Genomic DNA, 18428 nt, shown 5'->3' on the forward strand with positions numbered 1-18428 from the left:
CGCCACTAGGGTAAAGATGTTCGTTATAAGTCTATTTTATCACGAACTCAACAGGAGGGTTTTCTTATATCTAGTATCTGCTTTAAACCAAGGGGCAATAGGCCCTTGTAATACAAAAAGACACCATAAATGGTGTCTTTCTTTGTGTTTTATTAACCGCGAGGAATAAAACCGACGGCGTCATACACAGCTTTAAGCGTTTTTTCGGCACGAATACTTGCTTTTTCCGCACCTTTTTTCATGATTTCGTTCAGCAGAGTTTGATCTTCACGGATTTCTTTAAAGCGCGCTTGAATAGGCTCAAGCATATTCACTACCGCATCGGCAGTGTCTTTCTTCAAATGGCCGTACATTTTGTCTTCGTACTCTGGCACTAACTCTTCAATTGAGCGTTTAGTTGCAACACTAAGTAGAGTCAGTAAGTTGGATACTCCTGGCTTTTCAACACGATCAAAGTAAATGCGTGCTTGCTCATCTGAATCCGTTACCGCTTTTTTCAGCTTTTTCTCTATCTTCTTAGGTTCATCCAACAGCATCACAAAACCATTTGGGTTTTCGTCTGATTTTGACATCTTCTTGCTCGGATCTTGCAAGCTCATAACACGAGCGCCAAACTCTGGAATATAAGGTTCTGGGATCTTAAAGACATCGCCATACAGATTGTTAAAGCGCGTTGCGATATCGCGGGTCAACTCAAGGTGTTGCTTTTGGTCTTCACCAACCGGTACTTGATCCGCTTGATACAATAAAATATCCGCAGCTTGCAATACTGGATAGGCGAATAAGCCAACATTTACGTTATTGGCGTGCTTTGCTGACTTATCTTTAAACTGCGTCATGCGGTTTAACTCACCCATCTGTGCATAACAGTTCAGCACCCAACCTAGTTGAGCATGCTCAGGAACCTGTGATTGCACAAAAAGTGACGATTTATCTGGGTCGATGCCGCAAGCAGTATATAGTGCTACGCCGTCTAATACGCGATCGCGTAGTTGCTGTGGCTCTTGGCGAACCGTAATGGCATGCAAGTCAACCAACATAAAGTAACAATCATGATCGTTTTGTAGTTTAAGCCACTGGTTAATGGCACCTACGTAATTGCCTATTGTCATACCACCGGTTGGCTGAATACCACTTAATACTACAGGTTTACTCATGTCGTTCCTTTATTTCTTCATTGAATTAACGTTGATTGATAATGGGAATAATATCTAAGAATCCGTCACAAAGGTACTGTGGATTGAACTCTTTCAAATCGAATCCCTGATTATACCCATAATTTAGCGCAATCACAGGTATCTTAGCGCCCTGAGCGGCCAAAATATCGCTTTTAGAATCCCCAACCATGATTAGCTTATCCGCTGATATACCAAGACGCTCGGCAGCCAGCAATAGCGGAGCTGGTGACGGCTTTTTGTCAGTGTCATCACCACAGACGATACAATCAAAATGCGAAGTGAGATTTAATTTATCCAGCAGTTTTAGCGTAAATGCACGATTTTTATTTGTCACGACGGCTTTTGGCACTGTGGCAAATGCAGATAACCCCGTCTCAACATGCGGATACAAACCCGCATACTGACCAACTAATTCGTCATAATGCACTTTAAAACGCTCAATGGCGGTGTGCGCTAAACTTTCGGATAAGTCTTCGCTAACTTCATGGCTACCGCTTAGGCCTCTTTTTACTAACATATCGATGCCGTTACCTACCCATTCACGCACCAGAGCATGACTAACAATTGGGTGAGCAAGCTCAGACAGCGTTAAATTGAGCGCCATGTACATATCCTCGACGCTATCAACTAACGTGCCATCAAGGTCAAATAAAATACCCTCAAAACGCATTATTTTACCTTTGCTAATTCTTGACGCATGGCGTCTATTACCGCTTTGTAATCGGGTTGATTAAAGATAGCGGAACCCGCAACAAACATGTCTGCACCGGCCGCTGCAACCTCAGCAATGTTGTCCACCTTAATTCCCCCATCCACTTCAAGACGAATATCGCGACCGGAAGCGTCAATGCGTGCTCTCGCTTCTTTTAATTTCTCAAGTGTATGTGGGATAAAACTTTGGCCACCAAAGCCCGGATTTACTGACATCAAGAGGATTTGATCAATTTTATCCATCACATGATCAAGATAATGCAGCGGTGTGCCCGGATTAAATACCAAGCCAGCTTTACAACCTGACTCTTTAATCAGCGCAAGGCTTCTGTCTATATGCTCGCTGGCCTCTGGGTGAAATGTAATAATGCTCGCTCCGGCTTTAGCAAACTCGGGAATTAGACTATCTACAGGCTTTATCATCAAGTGTACGTCGATAGGAGCAGTAATTCCGTAATTTCTTAATGCGTCACAAATCATTGGACCAAAAGTTAAATTTGGCACATAGTGATTATCCATTACATCGAAATGAACCACGTCGGCACCTGCTGTCAGTACCTTTTCAACATCTTCGCCTAACCTCGCAAAATCTGCGGATAGAATGGATGGTGCAATTAAAAAATCAGACATACTTTTCCCCTAAACGTAAGACCGCGATACTGTACCGTAAATTGCCCAAAATGTCTGCGATTTAAGGCGCTTTATGATTGTGCAATAAACGAACATTGTGTATCATTATGTGATATTTAACTTCTGGGGATAGGGTTATGGTTTCTAGATATAAAGCACGGATTGCTCTGCTTGGGACGGTATTAGCCGTGTCGGCAGGGGTATTTTCTTTCGACAATGATGAAAGTCTTGCCGCAAATTACTCCGCATGCGCTTGTAGCACTGGCAATTTAAGCAGTCGAATAAATGCAGTGGAATGTCAGCAAGAAGCGCACACCAGTTGGGCTGCGTGGTTGACTGGCGGTAGTTCGAGTGGCCAATTCCATTATTTGGATTTGCTTGAGTTATTACTTGGCTCTAAAGACAATCAAAGCAGTAGTAAAGTTTCATCTCCTTACTAATACCAGTTGAGCCAATCAACTGGTAAGAGGTAAACACTATGGCTTCTTCCAATAGTAAATTCGCGTTAATTCAAAGTGTCTGTGCGGCAATGTTTGGTGTGCAGAGCGGTCAAAAACAAGCATATGACTTTAACAAAAAGCATTTTTGGCCGTTTGCTTTTGCGGGCATCGTTTTTGTCGCCGCTTTTGTCATTGGCTTAATTTGGTTTGTAAATGGTGTTGTTTTGGCTTAGTCCTTTATGTCGCTGCAAATTACGAACGGTGATATAGCGCCATTAGCTCGTCAACTTTATTCCGCCCATTACCCTTTGGGCTAATTGTACGTTTCACCTTTATCACATCTAGCTTCGCTTGATTGTAAATCTTTCGTGTCCACACCGTATCGTGATTGGAGATTAACACTGGCGTTTGCTTTTCAAAAGCCGCAGTTTCCGCAAGATTCGCCAGCTGTGCTTGATCGTCTAAGTTAAACCCACCTTTTGCATAGCTAGTAAATGACGCAGTTTTGCTCAAAGGTACATACGGAGGATCGCAATACACTACCGCATTCTTTGGCATGGTTTCAAATACTTGGCTGTAACTTTGACAGGTGAAAGTAGCCTGTTGAGCCTTTTCAGCAAACACATATAACTCGCGCTCTGGAAAGTAAGGCTTTTTGTATTTACCAAAAGGGACGTTAAAGATCCCCTTGAGGTTATAACGACATAAACCATTGTAGCCATGGCGGTTCATATATAGAAATAGAATCGCACGCTCATACACATCAATGCTTTCGTTAAACTGTTGTCGATACGCGTAATACGCATCTGGATGGTTATTCAGCTCGACGAATAGCCTTTTAGCGTCACTGATAAATTCATCAGGAATACGCTTCAACTCTTTATACAGGTTGATAAGATCAGCGTTAATGTCATTTAAGACATAATGCTTAAACTGAGTGTTAAGGAAAACAGATCCCGCTCCAACAAAAGGTTCTACTAGCGTGTCGGCTTCATTACTTGCTGCTTGTAGGCGCTTAGAAATATCTTCTACTAAGCTGTATTTTCCGCCTGCCCATTTTAAGAAGGCTCTAGTCTTTTGTTGCATGCTCGTTCTATGTCGTGAGTGGTTGCGCGATTTTACACTAAATGTGGCTAATTACCGAGAGACTGAGTAATTTCTTGTTTAATTTTACTCATTCTCTTAAAAAATGGCTGACCTTTTTGTAGCGCTTCTGGCAATACTGCCTTTGCTTGCTTCGCAGATGCCAAACTCTGGTAAGCATCAGTAGTAACTACAAACCAAGTTCGGCCATTTCTTAAAACAGTAAACTGCTGTGTTACTACCTCGTTATGCTCCGCCATAAACCCAGCTGCAATCTCACTTTCTGTCACTGCAAGTAACTGGATCACCCATTCACCATCTGAGCGACTGAGATACCAAGGGTTTCCCGTCAATAGTTCAGGCTCTGCGTACTGAGGCTCTGTTACTGGCGATAAAGTGGCAGGAGTACTATCAACATCGGCTTTTTCAGGTGTAACCGCTTGCTCTGATAGTGCGCTATTGTTGTTTGTCGTATCTTCTTTTGTTTCGGTTAGTGCAGATAAAATACTGCCAACAGGCGCTGTTTCGACTTGCGTTGGCGCTTCGGTTGGCAACTCTGGTTGCACGTCGTTTTCAATTTCAACTTTTTCAACTGTGGTATTTGGCGCCTCAAATACCACTTGCGCATCAATAGCGGTGGCTACTGTTTCTTCATTATCTTGAGTTGGCGTCCAGTATCGTTTTAATTCTTGCTTATACACTAAAGCAACCATTAACGCTGTTAATACCAAACAAAGCGCAATGACATACCATTGCCATTGTGATTTGCTACCTACTTTGGAGCTTTGTTCACGTAAATTTAGACTCTGCTGCTGTGGCTGCCAAGAAAGTAAAACACTCGGATTACCTCGAGCTTCAGCAACAAACGTATTAAAAATAGGATCTTCGTCAGGCGGTAAGTCTTTGTAAAACATGCTCATCAAGCGCTTACTCTCGAGCACGGATAAAGGCTCGATATGAATATCCAGACTTTCAGGGATCAGCTGAGGCTGCTGCGCCGTAGCGAGTATGTAAATTGTTTCGCGAGAAGATTTTGCGAGCTTTTGTAGTTGTTCCGCAAGCTCTTGGGTTAAATGCCTGACGTTGTCTAACACCCATAAACATGGCCCACAAGCTTGTTCATCATGGAGCAACATGAAGTTTTCACTTAGAGATAACTTCTGATCAATGAGAGGACTGCGAAAGCTATGCTCAAGCAGCTGCCGTACCACATAAAACTCTTGAGTATTGGCAGTCAGCTTTACAAACGCTTTGTTAAAGTCTGGGTATTTATCAGTAAGAAACGATTCCGCAAGGTAGCTTTTACCAAGACCTGAAGAACCGACTAAGGTTATCAGGTTTTGGCCATAGTCGAATTGCATAGCAATTCTATCTACCAATGCAGCTCTGCTTGGTAAAATTTGCGACTGCATTTAACGACCTATTAGAGTTACCACGGTTTCATCGCTAACATCATCCACTAGCGCACATTGGCCTAGTTGCGTAGGAAGAATAAAGCGAATTTTGCCTTGTTTGTTCTTTTTGTCTTTGCGCATATGTTGTAAAAACTGCGCTGCGGTCATCTCGCTTGGCGCTTCTGTCGGTAATTGATAAAGCGCAATAACACGACGGATCTTTTCAACATCAGTAGTACTAAGCGCGCCGCGCTGACAAGCCAAATTTGCAGCTATCATCATACCGGCAGCAACGGCTTCACCATGCAACCAATTACCATAGCCCATTTGCGCTTCAATCGCATGGCCAAAGGTGTGACCCAGATTAAGTAATGCACGCAATCCCGCTTCGGTTTCGTCTTTGGCGACGATCTCGGCTTTTATCGCACAACACTTATAAATAACTTGTTGAAGGCTGTCAGCATCTAGTGCGCTGAGCTGAGAATGCTGATCCGTTAATGTATCAAGAAAAGATGCGTCATAGATCAACGCATATTTAATGACTTCAGCCATACCCGCAGCAAACTCTCTTGCAGGCAATGTACTTAAGGTCTTGGTGTCGATAAAAACCGCTTTTGGCTGATAGAAAGCACCAATCATGTTTTTACCTAGCGGATGATTTACCGCAGTTTTACCACCAACCGATGAATCTACTTGTGACAGCAAAGTCGTAGGGATTTGAATAAACGGAACACCACGCTGGTAGCATGCCGCAACAAAACCAGTCAAATCGCCAACCACACCGCCACCGAGGGCAATCAAACACGTATCACGACCACAATTATGCTCGAGCAAAAAGGCAGAGATCTTTTCAAACCATTCTAGCGATTTGTATTGTTCACCATCAGGGATAACAAAATGTAGCGGTTTTTGAGCGTCAAATATCGCTAAAAGATTGTCTAAATATAAAGGTGCTATGGTGGTGTTGGTGATGATAACAGGACGACTTTGCCCAACATACTGCTTAAGTCGTCCTTCATCAGATAAGAGATGTTCACCGATAAAGATGGGATAGCTCCGCTCGTTTAAATCAACCTTTAATTCAAGCATGGCGTCCCTCCTACGGTGTTGTTATATTAGAAATCTAATTTTTCAATAATTTGGTTTGCAACTACTTTAGCGCTTTGCTCATCCGTGCGAACAACGTGATCTGCCACTTCTCTATATAGTGGTTCACGCTCATCAGCTAAGCGCTCTAGTACGTCACGTGAGTCTTCACTGGTTTGTAGTAATGGACGACGCTTATCACGCTGAGTACGAGCTACCTGTTTTTCGATCGGCGTTTCTAGGTAAACAACAATACCGCGCGCAGACAACTTGTTGCGCACTTCTTTGCTGATCACAGAGCCACCACCTGTCGCTAACACAATGCCTTGCATTTCTGTTAGGTCAGAGATGACGCTTTCTTCACGCTTGCGGAACCCCTCTTCGCCCTCGATATCGAACACCCAAGAAATATCGGCACCTGTGCGGCGCTCAATTTCCTGATCCGAATCGAAAAATTCAAGGTGTAATTGATCTGCAATGTGACGACCAATCGTGCTTTTACCAGCCCCCATCGGGCCTACTAGAAATATATTACGTTTCTCAGCCATATCTTTTTAGTACAAACGAACTCTAAAATTTGAAATAAAACCCCGCCTAACGACCTGGCCCCAAAATTAAGGAGGGGATTATCTCAGTAATCCGTGAACAATTTCAAGTCAAACCACGCAAAAAGCGCAATACTTTTACTGTCAACGGGCCTATAAACTGTCTTGAATGATCTTAGGCGTCACAAATATCAGCAATTCTCGCTTTTCATTAATATCACGAGAGTTCTTAAACAATAGACCTAAATATGGGATATCGCCCAAAATTGGGATCTTACTTACTGCCGTTTTCACTTCTTGCTGATAGATACCACCCAGTACGATAGTTTGACCATTTTCAACCAGTACTTGTGTTTGGATCTCTTGGGTATTGATTGCCGTCGCCGGGCCATTTGGCGTTTGCACGGTATCACCTTTAGTGTCTTGTGTAATCACTAAGTCGAGAATTATTTTATTATCAGGTGTAATTTGCGGTGTCACCTCCAAGCTTAAAACCGCTTTTTTGAAGCTCACCGTCGTTGCACCACTTGATGATGCCTCTACGTAAGGAATCTCTGTACCTTGCTCGATACGCGCCTTTTTCTGGTTAGCTGTCGTGATGCTTGGCGTCGCGATTATCTCACCTTTATTTTCTTGCTCCAGTGCAGACAACTCAAGATCTATCAAAGTGCCATCAGCTAATTTCGCAATGTGCATACCAATACTGCCAGCAGGGACTCCTTTTACGCCTAAATTAACGTTTAAGCGGTTTTCCAAAGACGGAATATTGCCATTGGATAGCGCATTCGCACCGTCTAGCGTACCAGAGATGGCATCACTGCCTTGCTGATCGCTAAAGCCCCAGCGGACACCTAAGTCTTCTTGTACTGTGTCATCTACAGTAACCATGCGTGACTCTATACGCACCTGTTTTACCGGCACATCTAAGGTTTCAACCATCCGACGAACACTTTCAATACTGCGTGAGGTGTCTTTAATTAATAAAGTATTGGTACGTTTATCAACCGATACACTACCACGATGACTAATAATAGAGTTGATATCGGTTTTGAGTAAGTCAGCAAACTCTTCCGCTTTCGCGTAATTAAGTTGAATATACTCGCTATATAATGGTTCCAGCTCTTCTACTTGCTGACGCGCTTGTAATTCCTTGGCTTCTCTAGCAGCGAGCTCTTCAGATGGCGCGACCATCAAAATAGAGCCATCCATACGCTTATCTAGCCCTTTCACACGTAACACAACATCAAGCGCTTGATCCCAAGGTACACCATCTAAACGCAAGGTTATATTGCCAGATACGGTGTCACTCGTTACTAGGTTAAAGTTGTTTGTATCGGCGATGATCTGTAGTACGGAGCGAATTGGAATATCCTGAAAATTCAACGTGATCGGCTGACCTTTATATTCTTTTTTATCGCCAAAGGTTTTATTACCTTCGTCTTTTTCAACTGATAAGGTAAAGATGTTATCAAGCTGTTGATAGGTAAACTTGAATGCCGCATTTGGCTCAATCACAATGCGGCTTTTATTGTCTTCTTTAAAGGTTTCTATGCGAGATACCACAGTGCCAAAATCTAACACATCGAGTTCGTATAGCAGGTCTTCTGCAATATCGATATGGTGGAAGTCCGCAATGATTTTACCACCGCGCTCTTGTACATCGATGGCCGCTTGGTTGTGCTCAAGAAACGCAAGTACTTTAGCTTCACCTTTCTCACCGCGACGAAAATCGATAGCTTGAATTTGGTTGATAAACGCAGTGACTTTTTGACTTTGATCTTGTTCAGAGACAATCGGTTTATTAGACACTTCCACTATCACAAGGTTATTCTTAACCTCGGTTTTATATAGCTTCAGCTCATCCATGTTGATGGAAACGGCAAAACCACCATCTCTGAGTTCACTGGTAATGCCTTGAATACCAGCTTTATCAATACTCAAAGCTTTTAAGCTTTCTTCAAACTCAGCCTGCTGGAAAAACAATTCAATACTGGTGCTTTCGCCGACAACACGAACTTGTGGCTCTGTATTGAGTTTTTCATCAAACACCAGTTGTAGCTGAGTTTCCCCTGTCGGAACGGGGTTATAGCGAATGTCATACAACATAGGAATGGCATGCGTAATTGACGAAAGGCCAACTAAGGCAACACCGAGCACAGAACGCCATAATGTTCGAGTGCTTTTAATGGTTGATTTTATAACGTTATTGTTAGTATTCACTCGTGCCACCTTGTTCCGCTTCTAACATTTCCACTTTTGTTAGCCTTTCTTTCCAACATCCCGTTCCATCTGGGATCAATTCTAATAATTCTAAATGATCGGCATGTACACTCAGCACTTTGCCATGATACAGGCCCATATATTCACCACGCTTTACACGATACAAGCCTTGCGTCGCCGCTTCGATTAGCGCCCAACGACCATCAGACTTGGCAATAATGCCTTTCATACGTAGATTATCCAACGGAAATTTCTCCAATGGATAGCGATCTCTATCTGGATCTGGGTGTAAACAGTTTTTAATTTGAACTAGCTTATTTTCAATCACTTCAGGCTGGGGCGCAACAAAAGGGCTACGCAATTCTGAAGCGCTATACTTAAATGGCTCATAATTTTGCATTTCAGGTATAGGCTCGATTTTTGGTGTTGAACTTGCTTTTACCTGATCAATAAATTCTTTTTGTTCTGCAGTACTATCATTACAACCCGAGATGAACATCAACGAGGTCACGCAGAGCATCAGTCGGATCATTTCTGACCTCCTTGCTCATAACGATAAGTTTTTGCCACAACACTAAATACCAGCTCGCCATTTCCTGCATTTTCGATTCTAAAATCATGTAGGCTGACTATACGAGGTAATTCAGATACCTTACTCACAAACTGACCAAATTCATGATACTTACCTATCACTTCTAGCTTAATCGGCAATTCGGTATAAAACTCTTTACGTACCTCTGGCATCCAGCCAATTTTTAGGAAGGTTAATCCGCTTGAGGTACCAACGTAAGTCAGATCATCAAGTAGTCCAGGCGTTTCGTTGGAGCTTGGCAGTCGTCTCAACAGCTCAGTGAATTGCGCTTCCATATCAATCATTTGCTGTTTATATAGCTCTAGATTGTTTGCTCTTGCGTATTTAATCCGGTAGCTCGTTCTCAGCTCTTGCTCTTTTTTAACCGCTTGGTCGTAGCGGTCAATGGAACTTGAGACCATCAGGTTATAACCCAATACCATCATTAGTAAAACCACCAGAACGGAGCATAAAACTTTTACAGGAAATGGCCAATGACCAATATTATCGAGCTCCAGCTCATTCCAATCTATTTCTTTTAAACTGTTTAAGTCAAAATTCATGCACTATGCCTCCGCCCTATTTCGCTTTATCGGCTAAGTGGATGTCGTCATGAGACTTAATATAAAAATGCATCGTAAAATCACTCAGTAATTTTGAACTTTGCTCACCGGCTACTATGCCTTGGATCACCGGCCGCTCTATTAAATATGATGATTCAACTTGTCGTAGCATTTGCGATAAGCGGTTGTTTGATTCACTCCGACCAATGACTTTGATCATATTGTCTTGTCGCTCAAGACTGGTGAGATAAACCCCAGCCGGAACCACTCGCGCTATTTCATCGATAATTTGCGTGCCGAGACTGCGGTTGAGTTGCAACTCCTCAATAAGCCGAATACGGCGCTGTAAATTTTCTTTTTGCTTATTCAGGTCGTTAATCGCAACTATCCGTGAATCTAGTTGAGTGATCTCGCTTTCGAGATAGCGGTTTTTAATTTCTTGCCCGGTTTTTAAGCCGTCATAGAAGCTGCCAAGCATGTACATTAACAACAGACAAGCCGCGATGATCACCGCAATGATAGTCAGAAAGATTTGTTGCGACGCTTGCCTTTGCTGCTCGCGCCAAGGAAGCAAATTTATATGTGGCATGATGAGAAGCTCCTTAATGCCAAGCCTGTCGCTAAGGCGAATTGCGCTTTATGCTTTTGCAGCACATGCCTATCTACTTTTGGTGCAATCTCCATATCAGTAAACGGGTCTGCCACTATTGTGTGGATCCCAAGCTCATCAATGAGCAGTTTATCTAAGCCATCCACTAAAGCCGTTCCACCCGTCAACACGATGTAATCGATATGATCTTTACCACTGGTCGTCATAAACATTTGCACTGCTCGACGAATTTGCTGCAGCATAGAAGTTTGGAAAGGAGCCAAGACTTCAAAGGTATAGTTTGGAGGTAAATCCCCCGTCGTTTTCGCCAGTTCTGCTTCATCGTAGGTTTTGTTGTAATAAGCAACAATGCTGTTGGTATATTGCTCACCACCAAACACTTGGTCACGAGTGTAAATCGTTTTCCCAGATTGAATAACGCTAATCAGCGTAAGCACTGCGCCAATATCTATCATTGCTACGATTTTATCAAAGGCATCATTTGGCAGTTCAGGGTAAATGACATCCATGGCTCTACTTAGTGCGTAGTTTTCTACATCAACAACTTTCGCTTTGAAACCCGCTTCTTCCAATGCGCCAACCCGTGCTTGCACGCTTTCGGTACGAGCCGCAGAGAGCAGCACATTCATTTTTGACGGATCGGCTTCGTTTACTCCAATTTTTTCAAAATCTAGACTAACTTCATCTAACGGGTAAGGGATCAGGCTATCTGCTTCTATTGCTATCTGAGACTCGAGTTCAGCATCAGTTAATGACACATCCATAAAGATCACTTTTGTAATCACGGTCTGACCGGATACGGCAACTGCTGCATATTGCGTGAGCTTTGGAATGCGCCGCTTCATTTTAGTTATCGCGTTGCCGATCGCTTCAATGTCTTGAATGGCCCTTTCATTTACTGCTCCTTTCGGAATAGGTTCAATCGCAACGGCTTCTACTCGGTAGCTGGAACTTGTCTTCGACAGCAACACCGCTTTGACACAATGGGAGCCGATATCGATCCCTATCATCAGAGGTGCTTGTTTTTTTAGTAGTTGGCTCAGCATGTGAAGCGCCCGTTTCCTTTTAAGACTGTGTACCATAAAAATTTAGCACACAAAAATATTAATCGTTTTTTAATCAAGATATACTAGCAGTGTCTACCTGTAATTGGGAGTCTAACTAGGGATAATTCCGTGAAATTATTGAAAAGATTTTTACAATTCGTTTTTGTTTGTACCCTTTTAGGCGTGTTGACACTTATCAGTCTTTATTATTATGTCAAATCTGACATACCAAGTGTAGAGGTTTTGAAAGATGTTCAACTACAAACACCCATGCAAGTCTTTACACGAGACGGAAAACTCATCAATCAATTTGGTGAAAAGCGCAGGATCCCTGTACGTTTGCAGGATGTTCCACTCCCCATGCGAAAGGCATTCTTAGCGACAGAAGATAACCGCTTTTACGATCATTTCGGCGTAGACCCGATAGGTATCGTCCGCTCCGCTATAGTGCTTATCACCACAGGGCAAAAAAAGCAGGGAGCCAGTACGCTCACCATGCAACTTGCCAGAAACTTCTTCTTAACAAGAGAGAAAGCCTATATTCGTAAAGTGAAAGAAATCTTTATTGCGTTGCATATTGAGCAACTATTAACGAAAGATGAAATTTTTGAGCTTTACTTAAACAAAATTGAACTGGGCAATCGCGCCTTTGGTATCGGTGCTGCAGCGCAAGTCTACTACGGTCGCTCACTATCAGAATTAACTTTAGCAGAAATGGCAATGATTGCAGGCCTGCCAAAAGCGCCTTCTGCGTTAAATCCAATTCGTAACCCAGAGCGCGCGCAATTGCGCCGGAATGTTGTGCTCGGACGAATGCTTGCTGAAAAGTATATTACCCGCGCAGAATATAGTGAGGCGACACAAGCTCCTATCACGGCTAAATTCCATGGCGCCGAAATCGAGCTGTATGCACCTTATATTTCTGAAATGGTTCGCGCCTATATGGTTGAGCGTTATGGTACTGATAAGGCTTACAACTCTGGCATGAAAGTTTACACCAGTGTGGAATCAGACATGCAACAGGCTGCTCAGCATGCATTAGTTGATAATTTACATGCCTACGATATGCGTCACGGCTTTAGAGGCGCAGAAGAAATCTATTGGCATGCTGAAACGGAATCGCCGCTAAGCCGTGAAGGCATTATTACTCGCCTTAAAAAGGTCAATGAAATTGGACCGTTAAAAGCCGCTGTAGTGCTAAACATTGCAGAAAAAACGGCCGACCTGCTCTTAAAGACCGGTGAGCAAATTACATTGGAATGGTCAGGCCTAAGTTGGGCCAGACAATACATCAGTGAAACGCGTCAAAGCCTACCACCAAAAACAACCGCGGATATCCTCGCGCCGGGCATGCAAGTGTTTGTACGCAAACAAGACGACGGCTGGATGTTAAGTCAGTTGCCGCAGGCATCCAGTGCACTTGTCTCACTTGACCCGCAGGATGGGCGTGTAAAGGCGATTGTGGGCGGCTACAGCTTTGAGCTTAGCCAATACAATCGTGCTACCCAAGCTAAGCGCCAAGTGGGTTCGAACATCAAACCTTTTATTTATTCATCCGCGTTAGAAAATGGCTATACCCTAGCCACCATTCTTAATGATGCCCCGATTAATCATTGGGACAGAAGCGTTGGCGTGGCTTGGCGTCCGAAGAATAGCCCTGAAGTGTATAACGGCCCAATCCGTATTCGCCGAGCGCTTGCACAATCGAAAAACGTGGTATCTGTTCGTTTGATCAAAGGCGTTGGCATAAATAAGGCTGCTGATCATTTGCTTAAATTTGGTTTCCAAGACGCAGATATTAATCGCAGCGAGTCGTTGGCACTTGGTAGTGCTGCACTGACTCCTATTGAAATGGCGCGCGGCATGGCCACTTTTGCCAACGGCGGTCACCTCATTGAGCCGTATTTTATCGATAAAATTACCGACTCATTCGGCACTGAGCTGGGTTCTGCAGAGCCGCTATTGGTCTGCGACGAACAGCAGATGGAAGAACAACCTGAGCGCTGTGCACCGCAAGTGATTTCGGAGCAAAACGCATTTCTGATTGCTGATGCGCTTCACAGTGCTATCTGGGGTGGTGGTAGTTGGAAACACGATACGGGCTGGAGCGGCACTGGCTGGCGTGGTCAATGGTTAAAACGTCGTGACCTTGCTGGAAAAACGGGTACCACCAATGACTCAGTAGATACTTGGTTTACGGGCTTTAACCGTAATGTCCTCACCACAGTCTGGGTTGGCTTTGACGATGCGAGTAAATCCTTGGGTCGTGCGGCCTACAACGCTAACCTTGGTAATAATCAACTTGTTGGCGCAGAAGCCGGAGCGATTTCAGCACAACCTGCTTGGATAGACTTTATGCGTGAGGCGCTTAAAGACGAGCCTTTGGCTCCGATAGAGCCGCCACCAGGGCTTATTTCAACTCGGATTGACTTAAAGACAGGGCTTTTGTCTCGCAAGAACGATTACACATCTCGGTTTGAATATTTCGAGCAAGGTACGGCCCCAACCAAGTACGTATTGGATACGGATAGCAGCACACCGTTTGACGATACCGCGCCGCTACCGACTCACGAAGAGTTATTCTAAAATAGAAATGCCGATACAGATGTATCGGCATTTTTGTCTTATACCAGTTGTATTATATCTATTTTCTTAAAAGAGTTATTTTAGATTTTGCGTCAGCCAGAATAAATCGGAATGTATTCCCGCTGCTGTCACTTCTTTACCTGCCCCCGGGCCTTGGATCACCAGCGGATTTTGTTCATACCATTTAGTGTGGATCACAAAAATATTATCACCCGGCGTTAAATTCGCGATTGCCGAGCCATTTGGTACCTGTGCAATGCCTACTTTTGCAGACACTTTGCCATTGCTTGCAATTTCAAGCGCACCAGTATAACGAAGCGCTGCGTCATTCGCTGTGGCCTTTGCATAGTGTGTCGCATAAAAGTCATCGAGTTGCTGGCGATTTTCTAAAAACGTTTGCCATGAACCCACGCTCAATGACTCAGGCATTAACGCCTCTAATTCAATATCGTCAAGCTCAAGTTCAATGTCTAACTCTCTTGCTAAGATCAAAAGCTTACGCTGCATATCACGGCCAGATAGATCTTCGCGCGGATCGGGCTCAGTAAAACCAAGTTCTTGCGCCCCGAGCACTAGCTCAGAAAATGCTTCAGAACCATCATAGCGACTACACAGCCAAGATAAAGTGCCGGAAAAGACGCCTTCAATTCTCACCACTTCATCGCCACTATTTTGCAGATCAGCCAACGCAAAGTTAATGGGTAGACCTGCGCCAACACTGGTGTTGTAACGCCATAACAGGTTACGCTCTTGTAACTGCTGACGCAGCTTGGAGTACCAACCTTGTTGTGCCGTGCCGGCATATTTATTAGCGCTGATCAAATGGCAGTCATGTTCAACAAACTGCGGATACAACTCGCTGAAACGCTCGCTCGCAGTAATATCGACCACCACTTTATGCTCGTAATCTAGCTCTTTAATACGAGTGAATAGCTCTGCTTCATTATATTCGATGGCCTCATTTTGCCATTGCTGTTGCCACGATGCTAAATTCAACCCGCTTGGACAGAACAACATTTGCTTAGAACGCAGTAAGCCAACCAACTTAAGATCAAAGTGCTCACTCAGCTTAGCGACTTGGTTTTTGCATTGTTCGATAAACACTTCACCCACATTGCCAACACCAGCTACAATCACAGCAAGCTCTCTGCCTTTATTGACCAAACGTTCGTGCAATATAGCAAGTAGATCGCTATCAATTGCTTGATCGGTTAACACTAAGCTGTAATGGCGCTCTTGCAGCACAAAACGGGTGACAATCGCATGTTCATCCAATAATTCCAGAGCTTGCTGATGTAAGCCAGCAACATCCTGACTTGGGGCAACAATAGCAAAGCCTTGTACTTGCGACTCAATAATATTGGCTCGCGAATCCAGCGCTTTAATCACAACATGGCTAAACTCAGATGGCACCAGTAAGTGTGCCTCTCCACCTTTAACAAAATGATGAATACTATGCTGAATAAGCTGGCTTAGCTGTTTCACTTCACCACTTTTTAGCTGCTCAACGCGTAACAGGTCAAGTTGTCCAAAAGTGGTAATAAAGCGCTTCTCTTTGCTATAGCCTGCCTTTACTATCTCAGTGCCAAGTGCATCGGCGTCAAAGCTGCTGCGAACTTGCAGTTTTATATCGGTATCTTTAAGTGGAGACAGCGTTTTTGCATGTAGTACTGGATTACCTAATCGTGCGAGTAATTCAGCTTGGCCACGACATACCTTTGTGTATTTTATGGCATTGGCGACTTTACGTGGATCAGTGCTGAATACACCCGTTGTATCCGTCCAAATTGATACTTGAGCCGCATCAAGATAACTTGCCAACAAAGTCGCGCTATAGTCACTGCCATTTCGGCCTAAAGTCACCGTTTCACCTTGTGCATTTGCGGCAATAAAACCGGTAACGATATAGATAGCGTGATCATCAATTGCGCGATAGCACGCTTCTTTGTTATGGGCGTGTAGTAACACCCCCTCTTGTTGTACAAATAACGTACGAGCGTCGATAGCTTTGGCTTCGATACCTTGAGAACTTAGGTAGTTTGCTAATATACGAGCCGACCATAGCTCTCCATGTGCAAGTAAACTCGCGTAGTGAAGATGCTGTTCTTCTCGTCCTGAAGCGATTGCTTGCAGCTCATTGACAAGCTGTTTGAGTAACACACTGTGTTGTTCACCTACAAACAGGGCATCAATTAATTCACGTTGATGATTTTCAACTTGTAATAAAACATCGTTGAATGCGCGAACATCTTGCTGCTCAAAGCTTTGCCATAACTTCACTAGGGTATTCGTTGTTTTTCCTGCAGCAGAAACCACAACACTGTCACCTAGTTGACATTGCTCTAACACTATCTTGGCAACCGCCTGATAACGCTCTGGCGAGCTTAAACTCGAACCACCAAACTTATGTACTACTTTTGCCATTTACTCACCACAACGCTACTGTATGTGCAGGCGTTAATTTGAATGACTTAGCATCATCACTCGCCTGACTTTCATCAATACATGCAAATCCCGCTTCCAGATCTGCAATGAGATCCTGTGCATCTTCAATGCCTACAGAAATACGAATCAACGTGTCGCCCACTCCCGCTTCTAAACGTGCTTGCGGATCCATACCCGCGTGTGTCATCGTCGCTGGATGACAAATAAGACTCTCAACCCCACCTAAAGATTCTGCCAATGAAAAGTGCGTTAGAGACGTTAAAAACTTCGCAGATGTTTGCAGATCGCCTTTGATATCAAAGCTCACCATGCCACCAAAGCCGAGCTGTTGTTTTTTCGCAAGTTCGTGTTGAGGATGCGACTCAAGGCCAGGGTAATAAACTTGGCTAACATACGGCGACTTTTCTAAATATTCTGCAATAAGCTGAGCATTTTCTTGATGTTGGCGTAAACGCACATTTAAGGTGCGCAGTCCACGTAGGGTAAGGTAACTGTCAAAAGGTGCACCGGTAATACCGATATTATTCGCCCACCAAGCTAACTCATCACCCAATTCCTGTGTACGCGCGATCACCGCGCCCCCCACTACATCAGAATGACCATTGATATATTTAGTGGTTGAATGCACGACGACATCCACGCCAAAGGCAATGGGGTTTTGTAATGCAGGAGACAAGAAGGTGTTGTCAGCGGCGACCAAAGCCCCCACAGCGTGTGCTGCATTTACGACAGCTTCTATATCCGTTAACCGCAAAATTGGGTTACTTGGTGTTTCAATCCAAACTAATTTAGGTTTGATCTGCTGCAGCTGCGCAAGACTTTCAGGTTGCGTGAGATCCAAGACTGTTAATTTGAGCAATCCACGCTTTGCAAGCGATGTAAACAAGCGATAGCTACCACCATAGCAGTCATGTGGAATAACCAGCGTATCGTCATGGTTAAGCAGTTGAGTTACTAGGTGAACGGCAGCCATGCCAGTGGCGGTAATAATACTACGAGCACCACCTTCAAGTTCGGTAAGTGCCTGTGCAAGCACATCACGATTAAAGTTACCGCTGCGGCCATAATCGTAGTCGCGTTTGGTATCAAAATCGGCAAAAGAATAGGTGGTAGAAAGGTAAAGCGGTGGCACTACTGCCCCATGCGCTTTATCAGCTTCTATACCGTGACGCACTGCTACCGTCGATTTATTAACTTGACTCATAAGGTCACCTAGATAGTTGGATGTTTAGACGTCTAAAAGGTTAGAGCAACAGAAACCAGAAGTCAAAACATTTATACTGCTAAATGGCTAAATAACTAGTATTTGACTATCTTTTT

Annotated in this window: 17 protein-coding genes; 3 read left to right on the top strand and 14 right to left on the bottom strand. The window is 43.9% G+C overall.

What is annotated here, in order from left to right:
* Positions 1-152: 152 nt before the first annotated feature.
* From trpS to rpe, 3 genes are read right to left on the bottom strand one after another with little or no spacing between them, the layout of a single operon-like run.
* Positions 153-1157, bottom strand: coding sequence for a tryptophan--tRNA ligase (gene trpS, locus L3V43_RS12585; protein WP_039494036.1), 1005 nt, complete (start codon positions 1155-1157; stop codon positions 153-155).
* Between the two features lie 25 nt (positions 1158-1182).
* Positions 1183-1848, bottom strand: coding sequence for an HAD-IA family hydrolase (locus L3V43_RS12590; RefSeq protein ID WP_237116616.1), 666 nt, complete (start codon positions 1846-1848; stop codon positions 1183-1185).
* The gene (gene rpe, locus L3V43_RS12595; protein WP_010368892.1) at positions 1848-2519 is read right to left on the bottom strand and encodes a ribulose-phosphate 3-epimerase; all 672 of its coding nucleotides are present in this window, start codon (positions 2517-2519) and stop codon (positions 1848-1850) included. The genes L3V43_RS12590 and rpe overlap by 1 nt, the downstream gene beginning before the upstream one ends.
* A gap of 137 nt (positions 2520-2656) precedes the next feature.
* Here rpe and L3V43_RS12600 point away from each other — a divergent pair, with 137 nt between their 5' ends.
* Together L3V43_RS12600 and L3V43_RS12605 are read left to right on the top strand one after the other, a co-directional pair.
* Positions 2657-2959: a hypothetical protein gene (locus L3V43_RS12600; RefSeq protein ID WP_010607067.1), complete on the top strand. Its 303-nt coding sequence runs from the start codon at positions 2657-2659 to the stop codon at positions 2957-2959.
* 38 nt (positions 2960-2997) lie between these two features.
* Positions 2998-3192, top strand: a complete 195-nt coding sequence (locus L3V43_RS12605; protein WP_010607066.1) for a DUF2970 domain-containing protein — start codon at positions 2998-3000, stop codon at positions 3190-3192.
* Between the two features lie 19 nt (positions 3193-3211).
* On the opposite strand, the gene L3V43_RS12610 is transcribed toward L3V43_RS12605, so the two are convergent.
* The 9 genes from L3V43_RS12610 to L3V43_RS12650 all read right to left on the bottom strand — a co-directional run bounded on the left by L3V43_RS12610 (position 3212) and on the right by L3V43_RS12650 (position 12077).
* Positions 3212-4045, bottom strand: coding sequence for a Dam family site-specific DNA-(adenine-N6)-methyltransferase (locus L3V43_RS12610; RefSeq protein WP_010607065.1), 834 nt, complete (start codon positions 4043-4045; stop codon positions 3212-3214).
* Between the two features lie 47 nt (positions 4046-4092).
* On the bottom strand, positions 4093-5454 hold the full coding sequence (locus L3V43_RS12615) for an AAA family ATPase (protein WP_237116615.1): 1362 nt from the start codon (positions 5452-5454) through the stop codon (positions 4093-4095).
* Positions 5455-6525, bottom strand: coding sequence for a 3-dehydroquinate synthase (aroB, locus tag L3V43_RS12620; protein ID WP_237116614.1), 1071 nt, complete (start codon positions 6523-6525; stop codon positions 5455-5457).
* 26 nt (positions 6526-6551) lie between these two features.
* Positions 6552-7070, bottom strand: a complete 519-nt coding sequence (gene aroK, locus L3V43_RS12625; protein ID WP_010607062.1) for a shikimate kinase AroK — start codon at positions 7068-7070, stop codon at positions 6552-6554.
* Positions 7071-7220: 150 nt separating this feature from the next.
* Complete coding sequence (locus L3V43_RS12630) at positions 7221-9287, bottom strand: type IV pilus secretin PilQ family protein (RefSeq protein WP_010607061.1); 2067 nt, start codon at positions 9285-9287, stop codon at positions 7221-7223.
* Complete coding sequence (locus tag L3V43_RS12635) at positions 9277-9819, bottom strand: pilus assembly protein PilP (protein WP_010607060.1); 543 nt, start codon at positions 9817-9819, stop codon at positions 9277-9279. Before L3V43_RS12635 ends, L3V43_RS12630 begins: the two co-directional genes overlap by 11 nt.
* Positions 9816-10421 carry a type 4a pilus biogenesis protein PilO gene (locus tag L3V43_RS12640; RefSeq protein WP_010607059.1) on the bottom strand — a complete coding sequence of 202 codons (606 nt, stop codon included), beginning with the start codon at positions 10419-10421 and terminating at the stop codon, positions 9816-9818. The genes L3V43_RS12635 and L3V43_RS12640 overlap by 4 nt, the downstream gene beginning before the upstream one ends.
* Before the next feature lie 16 nt (positions 10422-10437).
* Positions 10438-11010 (bottom strand): PilN domain-containing protein, encoded by a 573-nt coding sequence (locus tag L3V43_RS12645; RefSeq protein ID WP_010607058.1) that lies wholly within the window; start codon positions 11008-11010, stop codon positions 10438-10440.
* Positions 10998-12077 carry a pilus assembly protein PilM gene (locus L3V43_RS12650; RefSeq protein WP_010368913.1) on the bottom strand — a complete coding sequence of 360 codons (1080 nt, stop codon included), beginning with the start codon at positions 12075-12077 and terminating at the stop codon, positions 10998-11000. Before L3V43_RS12650 ends, L3V43_RS12645 begins: the two co-directional genes overlap by 13 nt.
* A 129-nt stretch (positions 12078-12206) precedes the next feature.
* Here L3V43_RS12650 and L3V43_RS12655 point away from each other — a divergent pair, with 129 nt between their 5' ends.
* A complete protein-coding gene (locus L3V43_RS12655) occupies positions 12207-14663 on the top strand; it encodes a PBP1A family penicillin-binding protein (protein WP_237116613.1) in 2457 nt (818 codons plus the stop codon).
* Between the two features lie 75 nt (positions 14664-14738).
* Here the strand turns inward: L3V43_RS12655 and metL are convergent, their stop codons facing one another.
* Positions 14739-17087: a bifunctional aspartate kinase/homoserine dehydrogenase II gene (metL, locus tag L3V43_RS12660; protein WP_102057632.1), complete on the bottom strand. Its 2349-nt coding sequence runs from the start codon at positions 17085-17087 to the stop codon at positions 14739-14741.
* A gap of 4 nt (positions 17088-17091) precedes the next feature.
* Complete coding sequence (gene metB, locus L3V43_RS12665; RefSeq protein ID WP_237116612.1) at positions 17092-18312, bottom strand: cystathionine gamma-synthase; 1221 nt, start codon at positions 18310-18312, stop codon at positions 17092-17094.
* Positions 18313-18428 lie beyond the last annotated feature (116 nt).

The organism is Pseudoalteromonas sp. L23, assembly GCF_021728455.1.
Taxonomy (GTDB): domain Bacteria; phylum Pseudomonadota; class Gammaproteobacteria; order Enterobacterales; family Alteromonadaceae; genus Pseudoalteromonas.